General features: G+C 73.8%; 18 protein-coding genes and 5 tRNA genes. 15 read left to right on the top strand and 8 right to left on the bottom strand.

Annotation, left to right across the window (positions count from 1 at the left end; all coding sequences use genetic code 11):
• Positions 1–21: 21 nt before the first annotated feature.
• A complete protein-coding gene (locus tag EMA09_RS02510; RefSeq protein ID WP_129843788.1) occupies positions 22–1,065 on the bottom strand; it encodes a serine/threonine-protein kinase in 1,044 nt (347 codons plus the stop codon).
• Positions 1,066–1,375: 310 nt separating this feature from the next.
• Between EMA09_RS02510 and EMA09_RS28155 the strand changes: the two genes are divergently transcribed.
• Positions 1,376–1,543, top strand: coding sequence for a hypothetical protein (locus tag EMA09_RS28155; RefSeq protein WP_168220626.1), 168 nt, complete (start codon positions 1,376–1,378; stop codon positions 1,541–1,543).
• A gap of 218 nt (positions 1,544–1,761) precedes the next feature.
• Here EMA09_RS28155 and EMA09_RS02505 read toward each other — a convergent pair.
• From EMA09_RS02505 to EMA09_RS02490, 4 genes are all read right to left on the bottom strand, one after another.
• A tRNA-Val gene (locus EMA09_RS02505) sits at positions 1,762–1,836 on the bottom strand.
• 20 nt (positions 1,837–1,856) lie between these two features.
• Positions 1,857–1,928 (bottom strand) — tRNA-Val (locus tag EMA09_RS02500).
• A gap of 4 nt (positions 1,929–1,932) precedes the next feature.
• Positions 1,933–2,003: transfer RNA gene (locus EMA09_RS02495), tRNA-Cys, on the bottom strand.
• A gap of 23 nt (positions 2,004–2,026) precedes the next feature.
• Positions 2,027–2,099: transfer RNA gene (locus EMA09_RS02490), tRNA-Gly, on the bottom strand.
• Positions 2,100–2,213: 114 nt separating this feature from the next.
• Here EMA09_RS02490 and EMA09_RS02485 point away from each other — a divergent pair.
• From EMA09_RS02485 to EMA09_RS02475, 3 genes are read left to right on the top strand one after another with little or no spacing between them, the layout of a single operon-like run.
• Positions 2,214–3,299, top strand: coding sequence for a chorismate-binding protein (locus tag EMA09_RS02485; protein WP_129838452.1), 1,086 nt, complete (start codon positions 2,214–2,216; stop codon positions 3,297–3,299).
• Positions 3,290–4,114, top strand: a complete 825-nt coding sequence (locus EMA09_RS02480; protein ID WP_129838450.1) for an aminodeoxychorismate lyase — start codon at positions 3,290–3,292, stop codon at positions 4,112–4,114. The genes EMA09_RS02485 and EMA09_RS02480 overlap by 10 nt, the downstream gene beginning before the upstream one ends.
• Before the next feature lie 45 nt (positions 4,115–4,159).
• Positions 4,160–4,753: a GNAT family N-acetyltransferase gene (locus tag EMA09_RS02475; RefSeq protein ID WP_129838448.1), complete on the top strand. Its 594-nt coding sequence runs from the start codon at positions 4,160–4,162 to the stop codon at positions 4,751–4,753.
• Here the strand turns inward: EMA09_RS02475 and EMA09_RS02470 are convergent.
• Entirely contained in the window at positions 4,735–5,253 is a 519-nt protein-coding gene (locus tag EMA09_RS02470; RefSeq protein WP_129838446.1) for a DsbA family protein, read from the bottom strand. The two genes, EMA09_RS02475 and EMA09_RS02470, sit on opposite strands and share 19 nt — an antisense overlap.
• A 129-nt stretch (positions 5,254–5,382) precedes the next feature.
• Between EMA09_RS02470 and EMA09_RS02465 the strand changes: the two genes are divergently transcribed.
• Both EMA09_RS02465 and EMA09_RS02460 read left to right on the top strand, forming a co-directional pair.
• Complete coding sequence (locus EMA09_RS02465) at positions 5,383–5,787, top strand: hypothetical protein (protein ID WP_129838444.1); 405 nt, start codon at positions 5,383–5,385, stop codon at positions 5,785–5,787.
• Between the two features lie 102 nt (positions 5,788–5,889).
• Positions 5,890–6,099: a hypothetical protein gene (locus EMA09_RS02460; protein ID WP_129838442.1), complete on the top strand. Its 210-nt coding sequence runs from the start codon at positions 5,890–5,892 to the stop codon at positions 6,097–6,099.
• Between the two features lie 129 nt (positions 6,100–6,228).
• Here EMA09_RS02460 and EMA09_RS02455 read toward each other — a convergent pair whose 3' ends face one another.
• Entirely contained in the window at positions 6,229–6,642 is a 414-nt protein-coding gene (locus EMA09_RS02455) for an SsgA family sporulation/cell division regulator (protein WP_052850787.1), read from the bottom strand.
• A gap of 200 nt (positions 6,643–6,842) precedes the next feature.
• Between EMA09_RS02455 and EMA09_RS02450 the strand changes: the two genes are divergently transcribed.
• The 4 genes from EMA09_RS02450 to EMA09_RS02435 all read left to right on the top strand — a co-directional run bounded on the left by EMA09_RS02450 (position 6,843) and on the right by EMA09_RS02435 (position 10,229).
• The gene (locus tag EMA09_RS02450) at positions 6,843–7,325 is read left to right on the top strand and encodes an SRPBCC family protein (RefSeq protein ID WP_129838440.1); all 483 of its coding nucleotides are present in this window, start codon (positions 6,843–6,845) and stop codon (positions 7,323–7,325) included.
• A 46-nt stretch (positions 7,326–7,371) separates the two neighbouring features.
• A tRNA-Val gene (locus EMA09_RS02445) sits at positions 7,372–7,443 on the top strand.
• A 178-nt stretch (positions 7,444–7,621) separates the two neighbouring features.
• Positions 7,622–9,601: a threonine--tRNA ligase gene (gene thrS, locus EMA09_RS02440; RefSeq protein WP_129838438.1), complete on the top strand. Its 1,980-nt coding sequence runs from the start codon at positions 7,622–7,624 to the stop codon at positions 9,599–9,601.
• Positions 9,602–9,671: 70 nt separating this feature from the next.
• On the top strand, positions 9,672–10,229 hold the full coding sequence (locus EMA09_RS02435; protein WP_129838436.1) for an HIT domain-containing protein: 558 nt from the start codon (positions 9,672–9,674) through the stop codon (positions 10,227–10,229).
• 50 nt (positions 10,230–10,279) lie between these two features.
• On the opposite strand, the gene EMA09_RS02430 is transcribed toward EMA09_RS02435, so the two are convergent.
• Positions 10,280–11,956 (bottom strand): hypothetical protein, encoded by a 1,677-nt coding sequence (locus EMA09_RS02430; protein WP_129838434.1) that lies wholly within the window; start codon positions 11,954–11,956, stop codon positions 10,280–10,282.
• A 315-nt stretch (positions 11,957–12,271) separates the two neighbouring features.
• On the opposite strand from EMA09_RS02430, the gene pgsA reads away from it, so the two are divergent.
• From pgsA to pdxS, 5 genes are all read left to right on the top strand, one after another.
• Positions 12,272–12,952 carry a phosphatidylinositol phosphate synthase gene (pgsA, locus tag EMA09_RS02425; RefSeq protein WP_129838432.1) on the top strand — a complete coding sequence of 227 codons (681 nt, stop codon included), beginning with the start codon at positions 12,272–12,274 and terminating at the stop codon, positions 12,950–12,952.
• The gene (locus tag EMA09_RS02420) at positions 12,949–13,848 is read left to right on the top strand and encodes a phosphatidylinositol mannoside acyltransferase (RefSeq protein WP_129838430.1); all 900 of its coding nucleotides are present in this window, start codon (positions 12,949–12,951) and stop codon (positions 13,846–13,848) included. The genes pgsA and EMA09_RS02420 overlap by 4 nt, the downstream gene beginning before the upstream one ends.
• A gap of 19 nt (positions 13,849–13,867) precedes the next feature.
• Positions 13,868–15,028, top strand: a complete 1,161-nt coding sequence (locus EMA09_RS02415) for a glycosyltransferase family 4 protein (protein ID WP_129838428.1) — start codon at positions 13,868–13,870, stop codon at positions 15,026–15,028.
• A gap of 18 nt (positions 15,029–15,046) precedes the next feature.
• Complete coding sequence (locus EMA09_RS02410) at positions 15,047–15,679, top strand: hypothetical protein (RefSeq protein ID WP_240796200.1); 633 nt, start codon at positions 15,047–15,049, stop codon at positions 15,677–15,679.
• A 194-nt stretch (positions 15,680–15,873) separates the two neighbouring features.
• A complete protein-coding gene (gene pdxS, locus EMA09_RS02405; protein WP_129838426.1) occupies positions 15,874–16,785 on the top strand; it encodes a pyridoxal 5'-phosphate synthase lyase subunit PdxS in 912 nt (303 codons plus the stop codon).
• Positions 16,786–16,800 lie beyond the last annotated feature (15 nt).

Below are 16,800 nucleotides of genomic sequence, written 5' to 3'. Positions count from 1 at the left end.
CAGCCCGCCGCCCGGCCCGGCTCACATCGGCCCCTGGCACCCCTGCGCCGCGGCGATGCCGAGGGCCACCAGGATCGTCACCGTCACGAAGACCACGAGACGCTGCCGCAGCAACCGCCGGTCCGCTCCCGCGCCGGGGCGCGGCCGGGGCTGCGGCCGCTCCGGGCGGCGCGGCCCCGGCGCCGGCGCGGGCCGGTCGGGCCGCACGCGCCCCGCCGGGACGGCGACCCGCCGGCCCGTGCCGCGGGCCTCCCGCGTGGCGATCTCCTTCAGCCGCAGCGAAAGCTGGAGGGTGCTGGGACGTTCCTTCGGCGACTTGGACAGGCAGGCGCGCAACAGCGGGGCCAGGGCCGCCGGTACGCCCTCCAGGTGCGGCTCCTCGTGCACGACGCGGTACAGCATCACCTCGGAACTGCCCTGCCCGAACGGCGAGTCCCCGAGCGCGGCGTACGCCAGGGTGGCGCCCAGCGAGAAGACGTCGGTGGCGGGCGTGACGCCCTGGCCGCGGACCTGCTCGGGCGCGAGGAAGCCGGGGGAGCCCACCGCCGTGCCGACGTGCGTGAGGGTGCTGGCGCCGGTGGCCCAGGCGATGCCGAAGTCGATGATCCGCGGCCCCTTGGGCGACAGCAGGATGTTGGACGGCTTCAGGTCGCGGTGCACGACGCCGGCCTCGTGGACGGCGACCAGGCCCTCGGCCAGCGCCGCCCCGACCGCGGCGGTCTCGGCGGCGGACAGCGGCCCGTCCTCGGCCACCTTGTCGTGCAGGGAGGGGCCGGGGACGTACTGCGTCGCGAACCACGGTTTGGGCGCGTCGAGATCGGCCGCCACGAGCCGTGCCGTGCACCCGCCGCGGATGCGCCGCGCCGCCGACACCTCCCGGGCGAACCGCGACCTGAACTCCTGGTCCTCGGCCAGTTCCGGTCTGATCACCTTGAGCGCCACCCGCTGCCCGCGCCGGTCGGAGCCGAGGTACACCACCCCCATGCCGCCGGCCCCGAGCCGCCGATGCAGCCGGAACGCGCCGATGACGCGCGGATCCTCGCGCCGGAGCCGCACCATCGCCATGTCCACCTCGCTGCCCCGTCCTTGTGATGTGCCACAGCTTACGGACTGTGCGGGCCGAGCAGCGATAAGGCCGCGCGCGGTGAACCCCGACGCGCGCCCCCGGGGGAACCCGGAGACACCGGCGGACGTGTCCACCCTGGGGAGTAGCCCCGTGGACGCCGACTCATCCTGGGGGAGGCCCGTGATCGGTACGCGGGACTGACGCCCCGGCAGTGCCCGTGCGCCTACTGTGGTGATCACGCGGCGGGCGCAGCACTCGTCCCCCGAGGTCACCCGCCCGCCGCCCCGATTCGACGACAGGAGAGGCGAGATGGCACAGACCGCGGTCGGCGCCGGCACCGGCCGGGCGCCCCGGCGTCACCCCCTGGTGGCGGCGGCGATGGTGCTGCCGCTCGCTCTCGTCCTGGCCGTCATGACCGGCGGCGCACAGGCCGTCGTCACACAGGCGTCGTCCGTGGCCGGCTCGCTGGGGCGCTGAGCGCGCCCCGGGGCCCGGGAGAGCGGCCCGGGCCGGGGACACCGGTACGAACCCCGTGGGGACGGGGGTAACGGCGGACGGCATATGTGCCCGGGGTGGCTGGGGAGCCACCCCGGGCACAGCGTTGTGCTCCGGGCGCGCTGCCCGGGGAGCGGACATGGCCGTGGGGCCGGAGGAAAGCTTCCCTCCGGCCCCACGGCCATGCCTCACTGTGCTGATGGTGCGCGATACTGGGATTGAACCAGTGACCTCTTCCGTGTCAGGGAAGCGCTCTCCCGCTGAGCTAATCGCGCGGGTGGACCCGAAGGTCCCGTGGACGATACTGGGATTGAACCAGTGACCTCTTCCGTGTCAGGGAAGCGCTCTCCCGCTGAGCTAATCGTCCTCCGAGGTGGAGACGGGATTTGAACCCGTGTAGACGGCTTTGCAGGCCGTTGCCTCGCCTCTCGGCCACTCCACCGCATGGGGGTCGGACCCCCTTCGAGCGGACGACGAGACTCGAACTCGCGACCCCCACCTTGGCAAGGTGGTGCTCTACCAACTGAGCTACGTCCGCAGGTACTGCCGTCACCCGGGCCGTTTCCGCGGCCCCCGGCGACAGTCATGAACTCTAGCGGATTCACCGGGAAGCTCAAACTCGGTACCCTCCCGGCCACCTAGACTCGCACGCGTGATCGATCTTCCGCCGCTCGCGCGGCTCGGCGGCCGTGTCGCCACCGGACTGCTGGACGTCACCCGGGACCCGGCGGCCCTGGAGTCCCGCGGATGGTGGGCGGTGGTCGCCGGGGACGACGGGCCGCCCGTGTGCGCCCGGTTCGCCGACGTACGCCCCGCGCCGCCCGCGCCCGCGTCACCGGCCCCCTGGTACGGGCCGTCCCGCGCTGCCTGGACCAGTTCGCTGGACCGGGCCGCCTGGACCGCGGGGGTGGCGGACATCCACGCCCGCATCGCCGCCGGCGAGGTCTACCAGGTCAACCTCTGCCGCGTCCTGTCCGCCCCGCTGCCCGCCGTCCCCGGCCACGCGCACGACATCGACGCCCTGACGGCCCGGCTCCGCCGCCACCACCCCGCCGCCGCGCCGGCCGGCACCGTCCGGCTCCCGGACCACGGGGTCGAGATCGCCACCGCGTCGCCCGAACTGTTCCTCCGCCGCACGGGCCGCACCGTCGAGTCGGGACCGATCAAGGGCACCGCCCGCACGGCCGCCGCGTTCCTGCCGAAGGACCGCGCGGAGAACGTCATGATCACCGACCTCGTCCGCAACGACCTCGGCGCCGTGTGCGCCCCGGGGTCCGTGACCGTGCCGGGCCTGTGCGTGCCCGAGCCCTACCCCGGCCTGGTCCACCTCGTCTCCACCGTCCGCGGCGAACTCACCGCGGGGGCCGGCTGGCCCGCGCTCCTCGACGCCGCGTTCCCGCCCGGTTCGGTGACCGGCGCGCCCAAGTCCAGCGCCCTGCGCGCCATCGCCGCGCTCGAACCGGTGCCGCGCGGCCCCTACTGCGGCGCCGTCGGCTGGGTGGACGCCGACCGCGGGACGGGCGAGCTGTCCGTGGCGATCCGCACGTTCTGGATCGACCGCGCGTCCGGGACACCCCTGCTGCGCTTCGGCGCGGGCGCCGGCATCACCTGGGACTCCGACCCCGCGGGCGAGTGGGCGGAGACCGAACTGAAGGCCGCCCGCCTCCTCGCGGTAGCGTCGGACCCGAACGATCACGAGCACGTCCACGACCTCCGGAGGGCACCCTCATGGCGCTGATCTGGCTGAACGGCGGGCTGCGCGACGCCGACAGCGCGCGCGTCCCCGTCCACGACCACGGACTGACCGTCGGCGACGGCGTGTTCGAGACCCTGAAGACCGTGGACGGGCGCCCGTTCGCCCTGACCCGCCACCTCGACCGGCTCGCCGTCTCCGCCGCCGGCCTCGGCCTGCCCGCGCCCGACACCGACGAGGTGCGCCGCGCCTGCGCCGCGGTGCTCGACGCCGTCCCGCTGCCGCTCGGCCGCCTGCGCGTCACCTACACCGCGGGACCCTCCCCGTTCGGCTCCGACCGCGGCGACGGCACCCCGACCCTGGTCGTGGCCCACGTGCCGACCACGCGCCGCCCGGACGCGACCGCCGTCATCACCGTCCCCTGGACGCGCAACGAGCGCGGAGCCCTCACCGGACTCAAGACCACCTCCTACGCCGAGAACGTCGTCGCCCTCGCGCGCGCCCGCGCGGAGGCCGCGAGCGAGGCCCTGTTCCCGAACACGGCCGGCCGGCTGTGCGAGGGCACCGGCAGCAACGTCTTCGTCGTCGTCGACGGCGAGATCCACACCCCGCCGCTCGCCTCCGGCTGCCTCGCGGGCGTCACACGCGCCCTGACCATCGAGTGGACGGGCGCCCGCGAGACCGACCTGCCGATGGACGTGCTGCGCCGGGCCGACGAGGTGTTCCTCACCTCCACCACCCGGGACGTCCAGGCCGTCCGCCGCGTCGACGACCACGAACTGCCCGGCGCGCCCGGACCCGTCACCGCCGCGGCGATGCGCGTCTTCGCGGAACGGTCGGCCGCCGACATCGACCCGTGAGCCGCCCGGGGCGGCGGAGCCGCGCGGCTGGGTAGGAATCCCGCGATGACGACGACACTGCGCCCCGAGGGGCCGCCGGAGCCCACCCCGGACGGCGGCCGGACCCGTGCCTACAGCATCCGCGTCAACGGCCGCGACGCCGGCCGTGTCGTGCTCGCCGCGGGACCCGGCCGTCCCGCGGCCGGCCGGATCGTCCGCCTCCATGTCGCGCCGGAGGAGCGGCGCCGGGGGAGGGGCACGGTCGCCGCGCTCGCCGCCGAGGAGGTCCTGCGGGCGTGGGGCTGCGCCGGTGCGGAGGCGGCCGTCCCCGCGGGGGAGGCCGCCGCGCTGCGCCTGGCCGCCGCCCTGGGCTGGCGCGAACGCGTCCGCACGTTCTCCGCCGACCTGGCCGCCGCCCCGTGGGACGACCCGGGCACGCCCGTGAGCGCCGGCCTCCCAGCCCGTCCGCCGGGCGCCGACGGTCCGGCGGACGGCGCGGCCTTCACCGAGGCCCTCCGTGCCGCCGTCCGCGCGGCACGGGCCGCCGGCACCGCCACGCTCGCCCTCGACCTGCCCGCCGACGACCCGCACGCCGCCCGCCTCGCCGCCGCGCACGGCCTCCGGGCGGCCGTCCACCACTTCTACAAGCCGCTGTCCTGAGCGAGCAGCGCCTCGACGATCGCCTCGATCCGCTCCCGCAGCCCCTCCTGGCTGCGGCCCCCGTCCAGCCGCTCCCCGCCGACGACGTAGGTCGGCGTCCCCGTCACACCGAGTGCCTGGCCCTCCGCGTGGTCGGCGTCCACGGCGAGCAGGTGCCGCCCGTCGATCAGTGCCGTGTCCACCTCGCCGGCGTCGAGCCCCAGCTCGGCCGCCAGCTCCGTCAGCAGGCGGGGGCCGCGCTCGCCGAGCTCGGCCCAACGGGCCAGCAGCGCCGTCCAGTACGCGTCGCCGCGCCCCTGGGCGAATGCCTCCTCGGCCGCCTGGGCGGCCGCCAGGGCGTGCGGGTGGCCGGGCAGCGGGAAGTGCCGCCGGCGCAGCTCCAGCGCGTCACCGAACCGCTCGCGCAGCGCCCGCACGTCGGACTCCGCACGGTGACAGTCGGGGCACTGGAGGTCGCACCACTGGTCGATGACCACGCGACGGGGGCGGTTCGGGTTCATGCCGCCAGTCTTCCACCCCGGCCGGGACGGCACCGGTTCTCGGGGCCACCTCGGGGAGTACCCGGACTTCTCCCCGATCCCGGGCACGGGGCATGGCCACCACCGCCGCCGGCGCGGCACGATGGAAAGATGCTGATCGGCACCGTCTGTACGCTTCTGACCGCCGCAGGCCTCGGGGTCTCCTTCCTGGTGGCCCGCCGCCGCAGGTACGCCGCCGCGCTGCGCATCGCCGGGATCTCCCTGCTGCCCGTCGGGCTGGCCATGACCGGCGTGGTCCGCTTCGTGTTGAACATGACGTTCAACCCGCTGGCCTGGGCCGGCTTCGGCGTGCTCGCCCTGGCCGTCCTGCTCTTCCTCTCGGGGCGCCTCGCCGACCGCTCGGGCGGCCGGCGGAGCGAAGCCGCGGCGCCGCGCGCCGCGACCGGCACGGCACGGCGCGGCCTGCCCGGCCGGGGCGCGGCGGCGTCCGACGCGGCGTCGCCCGCCGCCGAGTTCGACGAAATCGAGGCGATTCTCAAGAAACACGGCATCTGACGGAAGTCCGCCTTAGCACGCCGAGCCCGGCACTTGCGCGGGAACCGATGAAAACCACCGCGGGGGATGGCTGCCGATCGCCCGCGGTGACGTCGTCGCGCCATGATCACGCACGTCATGCCGTACATCACCGGGGAGCACGCTCCCGACACCACGACCCCGCCCCCCGCCGTGCCGGACCGCTCGACCGGCGAACCGGACGAGGCCCGCGGCTGCCTGTTCGCCCTCTCCCAGCCGCCGCTGATGCTCTTCCTGGCCGTCATCGGCACGCTGCTGCTCATCGTGGGGGTGCATGATCAGTTCCTGCTGTGAGTGACGCGCCGCCCCGGCGGCGCACACGTCGGCGGCGCCGTCACGGGAAGACCGTGACGGCGCCGCCTGTGTCGTCGCCGGCCCCACGCCGTCGCCCCGAGTCAGACGACGTGGGAAACCGGCGGGTCCCTAACTCTCGGCCAGGATGTGCGAGAGTTCCGAGTCGAGGTCGAAATGACGGTGTTCCGTGCCGGGCGGGACAGCGGCGTCCGTCCGCTTCAGGAACGATTCGAGTGCGCGGGCCGGAGCCTCCAGCAGCGCCTCGCCCTCGGGCGAACTCAGGGCGATGCAGACGACTCCCTGCCCGTGGCTCCGGGAGGGCCACACCCGGACATCCCCCGTGCCGGTGGGGCGATGGAGCCCCTCGGCCAGGAGATCCCGGGCGAAAACCCATTCGACGGTTTCTTCGGCTCCGGTGTGGAACGTCGCGTGGACGGCGTAGGGGTCCGCCGTGTCATACCGCAGCCCCGCGGGTACAGGTAGTGAGGACTCGCTCGACACGACGAGGCGCAGGTGCAGCTCGCAGCTGACCGTGGTGTTCATAAGCGCCAGGGCCTTTCGCTCAGTGTGCGCTCGGGGATTCGCACGTCGGCGAAATCGACATGCCACCTACCCATCGGTTCCAAACTCCTCCGCCCCGAATGCGGGGGGTAATCTCATTCAAATGGGCGAAGCAGAACAACCGATATAGCACCGACGGTGTGCGGCGGACGGCGCTTCCGGAAGGGCGCCGGGAGGGAGAAATGGAGATCGTCATGGGCGCGAACGCGGGGCAGGCCCGTTACCGGTTCTCCACCGTCTGGTCGCTGCCGGCGCCGCGGGAAACGGTCCGGGCGGTGCTCGAGTGTCCGCAGAGCTATCCGCGGTGGTGGCGCGAGGTGCGGCGGGTCGTCCCGACCGGCCCCGACAGCGGCCACTGCGCCTTCCGCTCGGCCCTGCCCGTGACGCTGCGCGTCGATGTGGCCGCCGCGCGCCGCGAGCCCGCCGCGGGCATCCTGGAGATCGGCCTCTCCGGCGACCTCGACGGTTTCCTGCGGTGGACCCTCACCGCCGCGGAGGGCCGCACGCTCGTCCGCTTCGACCAGGACACCGCCCTGCGCCACCCGCTCCTGCGCCGTCTCCCCGCCGCCGCGCGCCCGCTCCTGCGGGCCAACCACGCCCGCATGATGCGCTCGGGGGAGCGCGGTCTGCGGGCCTGGCTGGGTGCGCATTTGGAAGAGAGCTGACCTGCCCTGTATGGTTCTTCCCGTGCCGCAAGGCGCAAGCTCACAGGGGCGATTAGCTCAGCGGGAGAGCGCTTCGTTCACACCGAAGAGGTCACTGGTTCGATCCCAGTATCGCCCACCGGCACACCGGCGGCCCGCCGTCACGGACTCCGTGACGGCGGGCCGCCGTCGTCGTGCCCGCCGCCCGCCGCCGCTTCGCTTCCGCCCCCGCCGCCTCGGTACGATGCGGAACTGCGCGGCCGGCGCCGCGCCGCGCCCGGCAGGGGCCGGGCCGAGACACATGTCAGGAGAGACCGGTGGCAGACATCCGTGTGATCATCCAACGCGATTCCGAGCGGGAAGAACGCGTGGTGACCACGGGCACTACGGCCGCCGCGCTCTTCGAGGACGACCGCTCCGTCGTCGCCGTCCGCGTCGCGGGCGCCCTGCGGGACCTGACCCGTGAGCTCGCCGACGGGGACGAGATCGAGCCCGTCACCCTCGCCTCGCAGGACGGGCTCGACATCCTGCGCCACTCCACCGCGCACGTCATGGCCCAGGCGGTGCAGGAGCTCTTCCCCGAGGCCAGGCTCGGCATCGGCCCGCCCATCAAGGACGGGTTCTACTACGACTTCGACGTCCCCGAGCCGTTCAACCCGGAGGACCTCGCCCGCATCGAGAAGCGGATGCAGCAGATCCAGAAGCAGGGCCAGCGCTTCTCCCGCCGCGTCGTCGGCGACGACGAGGCCCGCGCCGAACTCGCGGCCGAGCCCTACAAGCTGGAGCTGATCGGCCTCAAGGGCGCCGCCGCCGACGCGGCCGAGGGCGCGGGCGCCGAGGTCGGCGCCGGCGAACTCACCATCTACGACAACCTCGACCCGAAGACCGGCGAGACCTGCTGGAAGGACCTGTGCCGCGGGCCGCACCTGCCGAGCACCCGGCTCATCCCGGCGTTCAAGCTGATGCGCAGCGCCGCCGCGTACTGGCGCGGCAGCGAGCGCAACCCGCAGCTCCAGCGCATCTACGGCACTGCCTGGCCGTCGAAGGACGAACTGAAGGCGCACCTCGCGTTCCTCGCCGAGGCGGAGAAGCGCGACCACCGCCGCCTCGGCACGGAGCTTGACCTCTTCTCCATTCCCGAGGAGCTGGGCTCGGGCCTGGCCGTCTTCCACCCCAAGGGCGGCACGGTGCGCCGCGTGATGGAGGACTACTCGCGCCGCCGCCACGAGGAATCGGGATACGAATTCGTCAACACGCCGCACATCAGCAAGCGGCGTCTCTTCGAAATCTCCGGCCACCTGCCGAACTACGACGAATCCATGTTCCCGCCCATGGAATTCGAAGGCCAGGATTATTACCTGAAGGCCATGAACTGCCCGATGCACAACCTGATTTTCCGGGCGCGCGGGCGGTCCTACCGGGAATTGCCGCTGCGGCTGTTCGAGTTCGGCACGGTCTACCGGTACGAGAAGTCCGGTGTCGTCCACGGCCTCACCAGGACCCGCGGGTTCACCCAGGACGACTCCCACATCTACTGCACCAAGGAGCAGATGCCGGACGAGCTGGACGCGCTCCTCACCTTCGTCCTCGGCCTCCTGCGGGACTACGGCCTCTCCGACTTCTACCTGGAGCTGTCCACCCGGGGCGACAGCGACAAGTTCATCGGTGAGCCGGAGGAGTGGGCGGAGGCCACCGAGGTGCTGCGCCAGGCGGCCGGCAAGCAGGGTCTCGAACTCGTCCTCGACCCCGGCGGCGCCGCGTACTACGGTCCGAAGATCTCCGTGCAGGCCAGGGACGCCATCGGGCGGAGCTGGCAGATGTCCACGATCCAGGTCGACTTCCAGCAGCCCAAGCGCTTCGAGCTGGAGTACACCGCGGCCGACGGCTCGCGGCAGCAGCCCGTCATGATCCACCGCGCGCTGTTCGGCTCGATCGAGCGGTTCTTCGCCGTCCTGCTGGAGCACTACGCCGGTGTCTTCCCGCCGTGGCTCGCCCCGGTGCAGGCGGTCGGCATCCCGATCGGCGACACCCACGTCCCCTACCTCCAGGAGTTCGCCGCCGAGGCGAAGGCCCAGGGGCTGCGGGTCGAGGTGGACGCGTCGTCCGACCGCATGCAGAAGAAGATCCGCAACGCCCAGAAGGCCAAGATCCCCTTCATGGTGATCGCGGGCGACGACGACGTGGCGAAGGGCGCCGTCAGCTTCCGCTACCGCGACGGCTCCCAGAAGAACGGCGTCCCGCGCGACGAGGCGCTCCGCGAGATCGCCGAGGCCGTCGCCTCCCGCGTCCAGGTCTGACCGGCGCCCGGGGCGCGGACGACCCGTCCGCGCCCCGGGGCACCGCCCGTGGCGGGGGCGGGCACGCCATATGCTGGCGCCCATGAGCAGCGAGCCGGAACAGCAGATCGGAGTCGGGACGCCGGACGCGTTCCAGCGCCTGTGGACCCCCCACCGCATGGCGTACATCCAGGGCGAGGGAAAGCCCACCGGCCCGGACGCGGGCGACGGCTGCCCGTTCTGCGCGATCCCGGGGAAGAGCGACGAGGACGGGCTCGTCGTGGCGCGCGGCTCGGCCGTCTACGCCGTGCTCAACCTCTACCCGTACAACGGCGGCCACCTGCTGGTCGTGCCCTACCGCCATGTCGCGGACTACACCGAGCTGACCGGTGAGGAGACGGCGGAGCTGGCCGAGCTGACCAAGCGGGCCATGACGGCGATCCGCACCGCCTCCGGCGCCCACGGCTTCAACATCGGCCTGAACCAGGGCACCGCCGCCGGCGCCGGCATCGCCCCGCACCTGCACCAGCACGTCGTGCCCCGCTGGGGAGGCGACGCCAACTTCATGCCGGTCGTCGGCAACACCCGGGTGCTGCCGCAGCTCCTCGCCGACACCCGGCGGATGCTCGCCGCCGCCTGGCCCGTCTGACCGGACGCCGCACGGCCCCGGCCCGCGGGGGACCGGGACCGGCGGCCGGCTCACATGTTGTACTCGTCCGCGTGGCGCGGCTCGGCCGCCTCGACCTGACCGCTCAGCGCCTGCGCCCTGCTGTCGAACGGCGCGACCTCCACGCCGTGCTCGGCGAGGACCTTTATCGCCGCCGCGTGCGCGACCCGCAGGACCGGTGTGGCCGTCCGCAGCACGTCGTCCACCATGAAGCGGTGCCGCCACGGCTTCGTCGCCCACGTGTGCCGCAGGCCGAGCGGCTCGGGCAGGGCGATCGTGCCGCCGAGCTTGTCCAGCCGGGCGGGGAACCACGTCAGCGGCGCCCTGGCCGCCAGCCGCACCACCTCGCGCGGTTTCACGAGCGGCACCGGCTTCTTCGTCACCTTCCAAGGCCGCAGCGGGTCCCTGATCTCCTTCGTCTCCGTGTCGGGACCCTTGCGGAACCAGCCGTCGAGCGGCCCGAGCGCGTGCCCCGTCACCTCGATCCGCAGGGTGTGGTGGAGGACCGTCACCGAGATCATCATGGTGATGACCAGCTCGCCCTCCCACAGCACGAACTGCGCGCCCACGTAGTGCCGGTCGCCCTTGTCGTACTGCTGCTCGTTGCAGATGCGCTGGACCTCCAGCGAGTTGAAGCTGTAGCCGTCGGCCGTGGGGCCGTCGGGCCGGGACACCTCACCGGCGCCCTCGCCCACGTGCCGGACGATCCAGTGCACTATCGAGGGCGCCTTGAACCCGCCGGTGTGCAGCGGCCCCCGCTCCAGAAGCTGGAGCTGCTCCCCGATCGCCCGCGCCACGTCCCACGCGCGGAAGGGATCGATCTCCCGGCCCGGGTCCTTGGGCCGCAGCTCCTCCGCGAGCTGCCAGCTCCCCCAGCGCACGCCCATGCCGAGTATCCCCTTGGGACCGGCGTAGTGGACGAGGTTGCTGCGCTGCTCGGCCGCCAGCTTCGCGAGCCCCACGCGCACGCGCTCGGCCTCGGCGTCGTTCGGGTTCTGCGGGACGGCCTCCGGGATGCGCGCGCCCGCACCGCCGCCGCCGAGCAGGTCGGTCCAGTGCGCGCGCAGGTTCACGGCGGTGCGCTCGCAGATCTGGCGCGCCCACAGCCAGCCCAGCACGGGGGCGGGCAGGACGGCCCACAGGTACAGCCGCAGCACCCCGTCCACCGGCGCCCGCAGGACCGCGACGACCGCGAGCACCGCGATCATCGCCAGCAGCAGGGACCCGAGGGCGCCCGCGCGCCGCCCCTGCGACCCGGCGAACGTCCGCCGGAGCTGGAACAGCCCGAGCCACACGGCGACGCCCGGCAGGAACAGCACCCCGAACACGATCATCAGCGCGGTGAGCCTGCGGTCGCGCTGCCGCCGGATCCGCTTGGCGTTCAGCGCGTGCTCGACGACCGTCCGCGGCTCGATCCCGAAGGACTGGACGAGCGGCTTGCGGCCGTCCGCCAGCATCCGCGTCTCCACGGCGCGGGTGAACGCCTCGCCGAGGTTCGGCTCCAGGAGGGAGAACTTGCCCGTCTTCACGTCGGCCGCGTCGTTCGGCTCCTTGATCCGCTCCGGCGCCCAGTCCCGGTAGGACACGGAGGCGATCGCGTTCGACAGGCCCGGCATCCCGCTGCCCGCCCCGGACAGCGGGACCTGCGCGCCGATCCCGAGGTCGAACTCGAACCCCGCCCCGTTCCCCGGGCCGCTCAGACCCGCCATCGGACACCCCCAGCTCTCGGACCGCCGCCGAACACCGGCCGCTGAGGGGGCACTTCCCTCCTCGCGCGCCGGGCACACCTGAACGGCCGCAAGCCTAGCGGCGCGGCGCCCCGCGCACCCCGTGAGCGGACCATCTCCGGCCAAACTTCCCCGGAGCCACCCCGCCCGCCCCGCGTCATCCGCCCCACGCGCCCCCGGCGTGCCCCGGAGCACCGCCCACCGGCCGCCGCACGGACCGGCCGCCCACGTGACTACGATGGGGCCTCCTGATGGCCGCCCGACCGCCGCGGCCCGCCCCGACCCCCTGGGAAGGACATGCTCAACAAGTACGCGCGTGCCTTTTTCACGCGTGTCCTCACGCCATTCGCCGCGCTGCTGATCCGCCTGCGGGTGACCCCCGACATGGTCACCCTGGTCGGGACGGCCGGAGTCATGGCGGGCGCGCTGGTCTTCTTCCCCCGGGGCGAGTTCTTCTGGGGCACGGTCGTGATCACGCTGTTCGTCTTCTCCGACCTCGTCGACGGCAACATGGCGCGTCAGATCGGCACCTCCAGCCGGTGGGGCGCGTTCCTCGACTCGACGCTCGACCGGGTCGCCGACGCGGCGATCTTCTCCGGCATCGCCCTGTGGTACGCGGGCGGCGGTGACAACGAGGTCCTGTGCGCCGTCACCCTCTTCTGCCTCGCCAGCGGCCAGGTCGTCTCCTACACCAAGGCCAGGGGCGAGAGCATCGGCATGCCGGTCGCCGTCAACGGTCTCGTGGAGCGCGCCGAACGGCTCGTCATCACCCTCGTCCTCGCGGGCTTCGCCGGCTGGGAGCGCACCTTCGACGTGCCGCACATCGGCGTGCTCCTGCCCATCGCCCTGTGGGTGGTGGCCGCCGGCAGCTTCGTCACCCTCGTCCAGCGGGTCGTGACCGTGCGCCGCGAGGCGGCCGAGGCCGACGCCGCCGAGGCCGCCCGCGCGGCTGCGGAACGGGGAAGCGGCCCCGCATGAGGGAACGCCTCTCCGACGCGCTCTACGGTTCCGGCTGGGCCGCCGTCAAACGTCTCCCCGAGCCGGCCGCGCACGCCCTGGGCCGCGCTGCCGCCGACGCCGCCTGGCGGCGGTCGGGCCGGGGCGTACGGCAGCTCGAGGCCAACCTCGCCCGAGTCGTCCCCGACCCGACACCGGAGCGCCTGCGCGCCCTGTCCCGGGCCGGCATGCGCAGCTACCTGCGCTACTGGATCGAGTCGTTCCGGCTGCCGGTGTACGGACCCGAGCGCATAAGGACCTCCTGCGTCATAGAGGACATCCACCTCGTGACCGAGGCGCTCGCCTCGGGCCGGGGTGTCGTCCTCGCCCTCCCGCACATGGCCAACTGGGACCTCGCCGGCGCCTGGGTCGTCACCGCGCTGCGCACCCCGTTCGCCACCGTCGCGGAGCGCCTGCGGCCCGAGACGCTGTACGACCGGTTCGTCGCCTACCGCGAGGGCCTCGGCATGGAGGTCCTGCCGCACACCGGCGGCTCGTCGTTCGGCAGCCTCGCGCGGCGGCTGCGGGCCGGCGGCCTGGTCTGCCTCGTCGCCGACCGCGACCTGACGCGCTCCGGCGTCGAGGTGTCGTTCTTCGGCGCCACCGCCCGCATGCCGGCGGGACCCGCCCTGCTCGCGCAGCAGACCGGCGCCCTGCTGCTGCCCGCCACCCTCTGGTACGACGCCCCGCCGCTCATGCGGGGGCGGGTCCACCCGGCCGTGCCCGTGCCGGAGACGGGGACGCGCGCCGAGCGCACCGCCGTCATGACGCAGGCGCTAGCCGACCGTTTCGCCGAGGGCATCGCGCAGCACCCCCAGGACTGGCACATGCTCCAGCGGCTGTGGCCGGGCGACGCCCCCGCGTCCTCCGCCCGATGACTCCGGAAGGCGGCACCGCATGAGGATCGGCATCGTCTGCCCGTACTCCTGGGACGTCCCAGGAGGCGTGCAGTTCCACGTGCGCGACCTGGCGGAGCACCTCATCCGCCTCGGGCACGACGTGTCCGTCCTCGCGCCGGCCGACGACGAGACCCCCCTGCCCGCGTACGTGGTGAGCGCCGGCCGTGCCGTCCCCGTGCCGTACAACGGGTCCGTGGCGCGGCTCACGTTCGGCTTCCTGTCCGCCGCCCGGGTCCGCCGCTGGGTGCACGAGGGCGACTTCGACGTGCTCCACATCCACGAGCCGGCCACCCCGTCGCTGTCCCTGCTCACCTGCTGGGCGGCGCGCGGCCCGATCGTCGCGACGTTCCACACGTCCAACCCGCGCTCCCGCGCCATGGTCGCGGCCTACCCGATCCTCCAGCCGGCGCTGGAGAAGATCAGCGCCCGGGTCGCGGTGAGCGAGTACGCCCGCCGCACCCTCGTGGAACACCTGGGCGGTGACGCCGTCGTCATCCCGAACGGTGTCGACGTCGACTTCTTCGCGCGGGCGGAGCCGCGCCCGGAGTGGCAGGGCGACACGATCGGCTTCATCGGCCGGATCGACGAGCCGCGCAAGGGGCTGCCCGTGCTGATGCGGGCACTGCCCCGCATCCTCGCCGCGCGCCCCGGCGTCCGGCTCCTCGTCGCCGGCCGCGGCGACACGGAGGAGGCCGTCGAGGGGCTGCCGCCGGCGGCGCGGGAGCGGGTGGAGTTCCTCGGCATGGTCAGCGACGAGGACAAGGCGCGGCTGCTGCGCAGCGTCGACCTCTATGTCGCGCCCAACACCGGCGGCGAGAGCTTCGGGATCATCCTGGTCGAGGCGATGTCGGCGGGTGCCGCCGTGCTGGCCAGCGACCTGGACGCGTTCGCGCAGGTCCTGGACGGGGGAGCGGCGGGCGCCCTCTTCCCGAACGAGGACGCCGACGCCCTCGCCGACGCCGCGGTGGCGCTGCTCGCCGACCCGGAGCGCCTGACCGGGCTGCGCGCGCGGGGCAGCGCGCACGTCCGCCGGTTCGACTGGGCGACGGTCGGCGCCGACATCCTCGCCGTCTACGAGACGGTGACCGCGGGCGCCGGCGCGGTGGCCCCGGACGAGCGGGCCGCGCGGCCGGGCCGGTTCGGGTTCGCGCGCGACTGACCGCTAGGGTGACCCGGCGTGACCACCGTCATCTGGATCGCCGCCGTGCTCGTCCTCGCCGCGGTCTATCTGAGCTGGACCGCCGGCCGCCTCGACCGCCTGCACGCCCGGATCGACGCCGCCCGGGCTGCGCTCGACGCGCAGCTCCTGCGGCGTGCCTCGATCGCGCAGGAGCTGGCCACCGCCGGCGTCCTCGACCCGGCCGCCTCGATGGTCCTGTACCAGGCGGCCCACGCGGCCCGGCTCGCCAGGGACGAGGAGCGCGAGGTCGCCGAGAGCGAGCTGAGCCAGGCCCTGCGCGCGGTCCTCGGGGACGGCGGGCAGCTCCGCGTCGTGCGGGAGGCGCCGGGCGGCCGCGACGGGGCTGACGAACTCGCGGCCGCCGTGCGGCGGGTGCCGATGGCCCGCAGGTTCCACAACGACGCGGTGCGGTCGGCGCGGGCCGTGCGGCGGCACCGGATGGTCCGCTGGTTCCGGCTGGCGGGGCACGCGCCGTTCCCCCTGGCGTTCGAGATGGACGACGAGCCGCCGCCCGTGCTGGTCGCGTACGCGGCGGGGCACGGCACCCCGCCGGCCGGGCCGTCCGCCGCTGCCGGGGACGGCGTGCCCGGGGACAACGGCACGCGGGACGGCGGCGAAGCGGGCCACTGAGGGACGATTGGCTCTTTCCCCGGGGGCCGGTCCCGCGGTTCCCTGGGGGAGTGGCCTCCCGGCCCCCTCGGGACGCCTCCGAACAGGATTACGATGGACAGGGTTGTCCGTCATGGCGCTTCCGCCCGTTCCGTCCGGCGCGACGGCGCCCACCGTCAGCACTTGTTGAGCACTCGTCCAGTGAGGTCGCATCCGTGAGCACGTCCCCCAGCACCCCGCAGACCCCCGAGACCGGTACCGCCCGCGTCAAGCGCGGCATGGCCGAGCAGCTCAAGGGCGGTGTGATCATGGACGTCGTCACCCCCGAGCAGGCGAGGATCGCCGAGGACGCCGGCGCCGTGGCCGTCATGGCCCTGGAGCGCGTCCCCGCCGACATCCGCAAGGACGGCGGCGTCGCCCGCATGTCCGACCCGGACATGATCGACGGCATCATCGAGGCCGTCTCCATCCCGGTGATGGCCAAGTCCCGCATCGGCCACCTCGTGGAGGCCCAGGTCCTCCAGGCCCTCGGCGTCGACTACATCGACGAGTCCGAGGTCCTCACCCCCGCCGACGAGGTCAACCACACCGACAAGTGGTCCTTCACGACCCCCTTCGTCTGCGGCGCGACCAACCTCGGCGAGGCCCTGCGCCGCATCGCCGAGGGCGCGGCGATGATCCGCTCCAAGGGCGAGGCCGGCACCGGCAACGTCGTCGAGGCCGTGCGCCACATGCGGCAGATCCGCGGTGACATCGGCCGGCTGCGGAGCCTCGACAACCACGAGCTGTACGCCGCGGCCAAGGAGCTGCGCGCCCCCTACGAGCTGGTCCGCGAGGTCGCCGAGCTGGGCAAGCTGCCCGTCGTGCTGTTCTCCGCCGGCGGCGTCGCCACGCCCGCCGACGCCGCGCTGATGCGCCAGCTCGGCGCCGAGGGCGTCTTCGTCGGCTCCGGCATCTTCAAGTCCGGCGACCCGGCCAAGCGCGCCTCCGCGATCGTCAAGGCGACCACCTTCTACGACGACCCGAAGGTCGTCGCGGACGTCTCGCGCGGCCTCGGCGAGGCCATGGTCGGCATCAACATCGATGTCCTCCCCGAGGGCGAGCGGTACGCGTCCCGCGGCTGGTGACCCGGGCGCCATCGC

The sequence above is a fragment of the Streptomyces sp. RFCAC02 genome (genome assembly GCF_004193175.1).
Taxonomy (GTDB): Bacteria; Actinomycetota; Actinomycetes; order Streptomycetales; family Streptomycetaceae; genus Streptomyces.
Note: the sequence above shows the minus strand (reverse complement) of the source record. Positions and strands in the feature narration are given on the sequence as shown.

Excerpts from the sequence above, each read along its gene's own strand:
- EMA09_RS02470 (WP_129838446.1), bottom strand. The coding sequence starts at position 5,253 with ATGAACCCGAACCGCCCCCGTCGCGTGGTCATCGACCAGTGGTGCGAC.
- EMA09_RS28155 (WP_168220626.1), top strand. The coding sequence starts at position 1,376 with ATGGCACAGACCGCGGTCGGCGCCGGCACCGGCCGGGCGCCCCGGCGT.
- EMA09_RS02510 (WP_129843788.1), bottom strand. The coding sequence starts at position 1,065 with ATGGCGATGGTGCGGCTCCGGCGCGAGGATCCGCGCGTCATCGGCGCG.
- EMA09_RS02480 (WP_129838450.1), top strand. The coding sequence starts at position 3,290 with ATGGCGCTGATCTGGCTGAACGGCGGGCTGCGCGACGCCGACAGCGCG.
- EMA09_RS02415 (WP_129838428.1), top strand. The coding sequence starts at position 13,868 with ATGAGGATCGGCATCGTCTGCCCGTACTCCTGGGACGTCCCAGGAGGC.
- EMA09_RS02455 (WP_052850787.1), bottom strand. The coding sequence starts at position 6,642 with ATGAACACCACGGTCAGCTGCGAGCTGCACCTGCGCCTCGTCGTGTCG.
- pgsA (WP_129838432.1), top strand. The coding sequence starts at position 12,272 with ATGCTCAACAAGTACGCGCGTGCCTTTTTCACGCGTGTCCTCACGCCA.
- EMA09_RS02430 (WP_129838434.1), bottom strand. The coding sequence starts at position 11,956 with ATGGCGGGTCTGAGCGGCCCGGGGAACGGGGCGGGGTTCGAGTTCGAC.
- EMA09_RS02475 (WP_129838448.1), top strand. The coding sequence starts at position 4,160 with ATGACGACGACACTGCGCCCCGAGGGGCCGCCGGAGCCCACCCCGGAC.
- EMA09_RS02460 (WP_129838442.1), top strand. The coding sequence starts at position 5,890 with ATGATCACGCACGTCATGCCGTACATCACCGGGGAGCACGCTCCCGAC.
- EMA09_RS02450 (WP_129838440.1), top strand. The coding sequence starts at position 6,843 with ATGGAGATCGTCATGGGCGCGAACGCGGGGCAGGCCCGTTACCGGTTC.
- EMA09_RS02465 (WP_129838444.1), top strand. The coding sequence starts at position 5,383 with ATGCTGATCGGCACCGTCTGTACGCTTCTGACCGCCGCAGGCCTCGGG.
- EMA09_RS02420 (WP_129838430.1), top strand. The coding sequence starts at position 12,949 with ATGAGGGAACGCCTCTCCGACGCGCTCTACGGTTCCGGCTGGGCCGCC.
- EMA09_RS02435 (WP_129838436.1), top strand. The coding sequence starts at position 9,672 with ATGCTGGCGCCCATGAGCAGCGAGCCGGAACAGCAGATCGGAGTCGGG.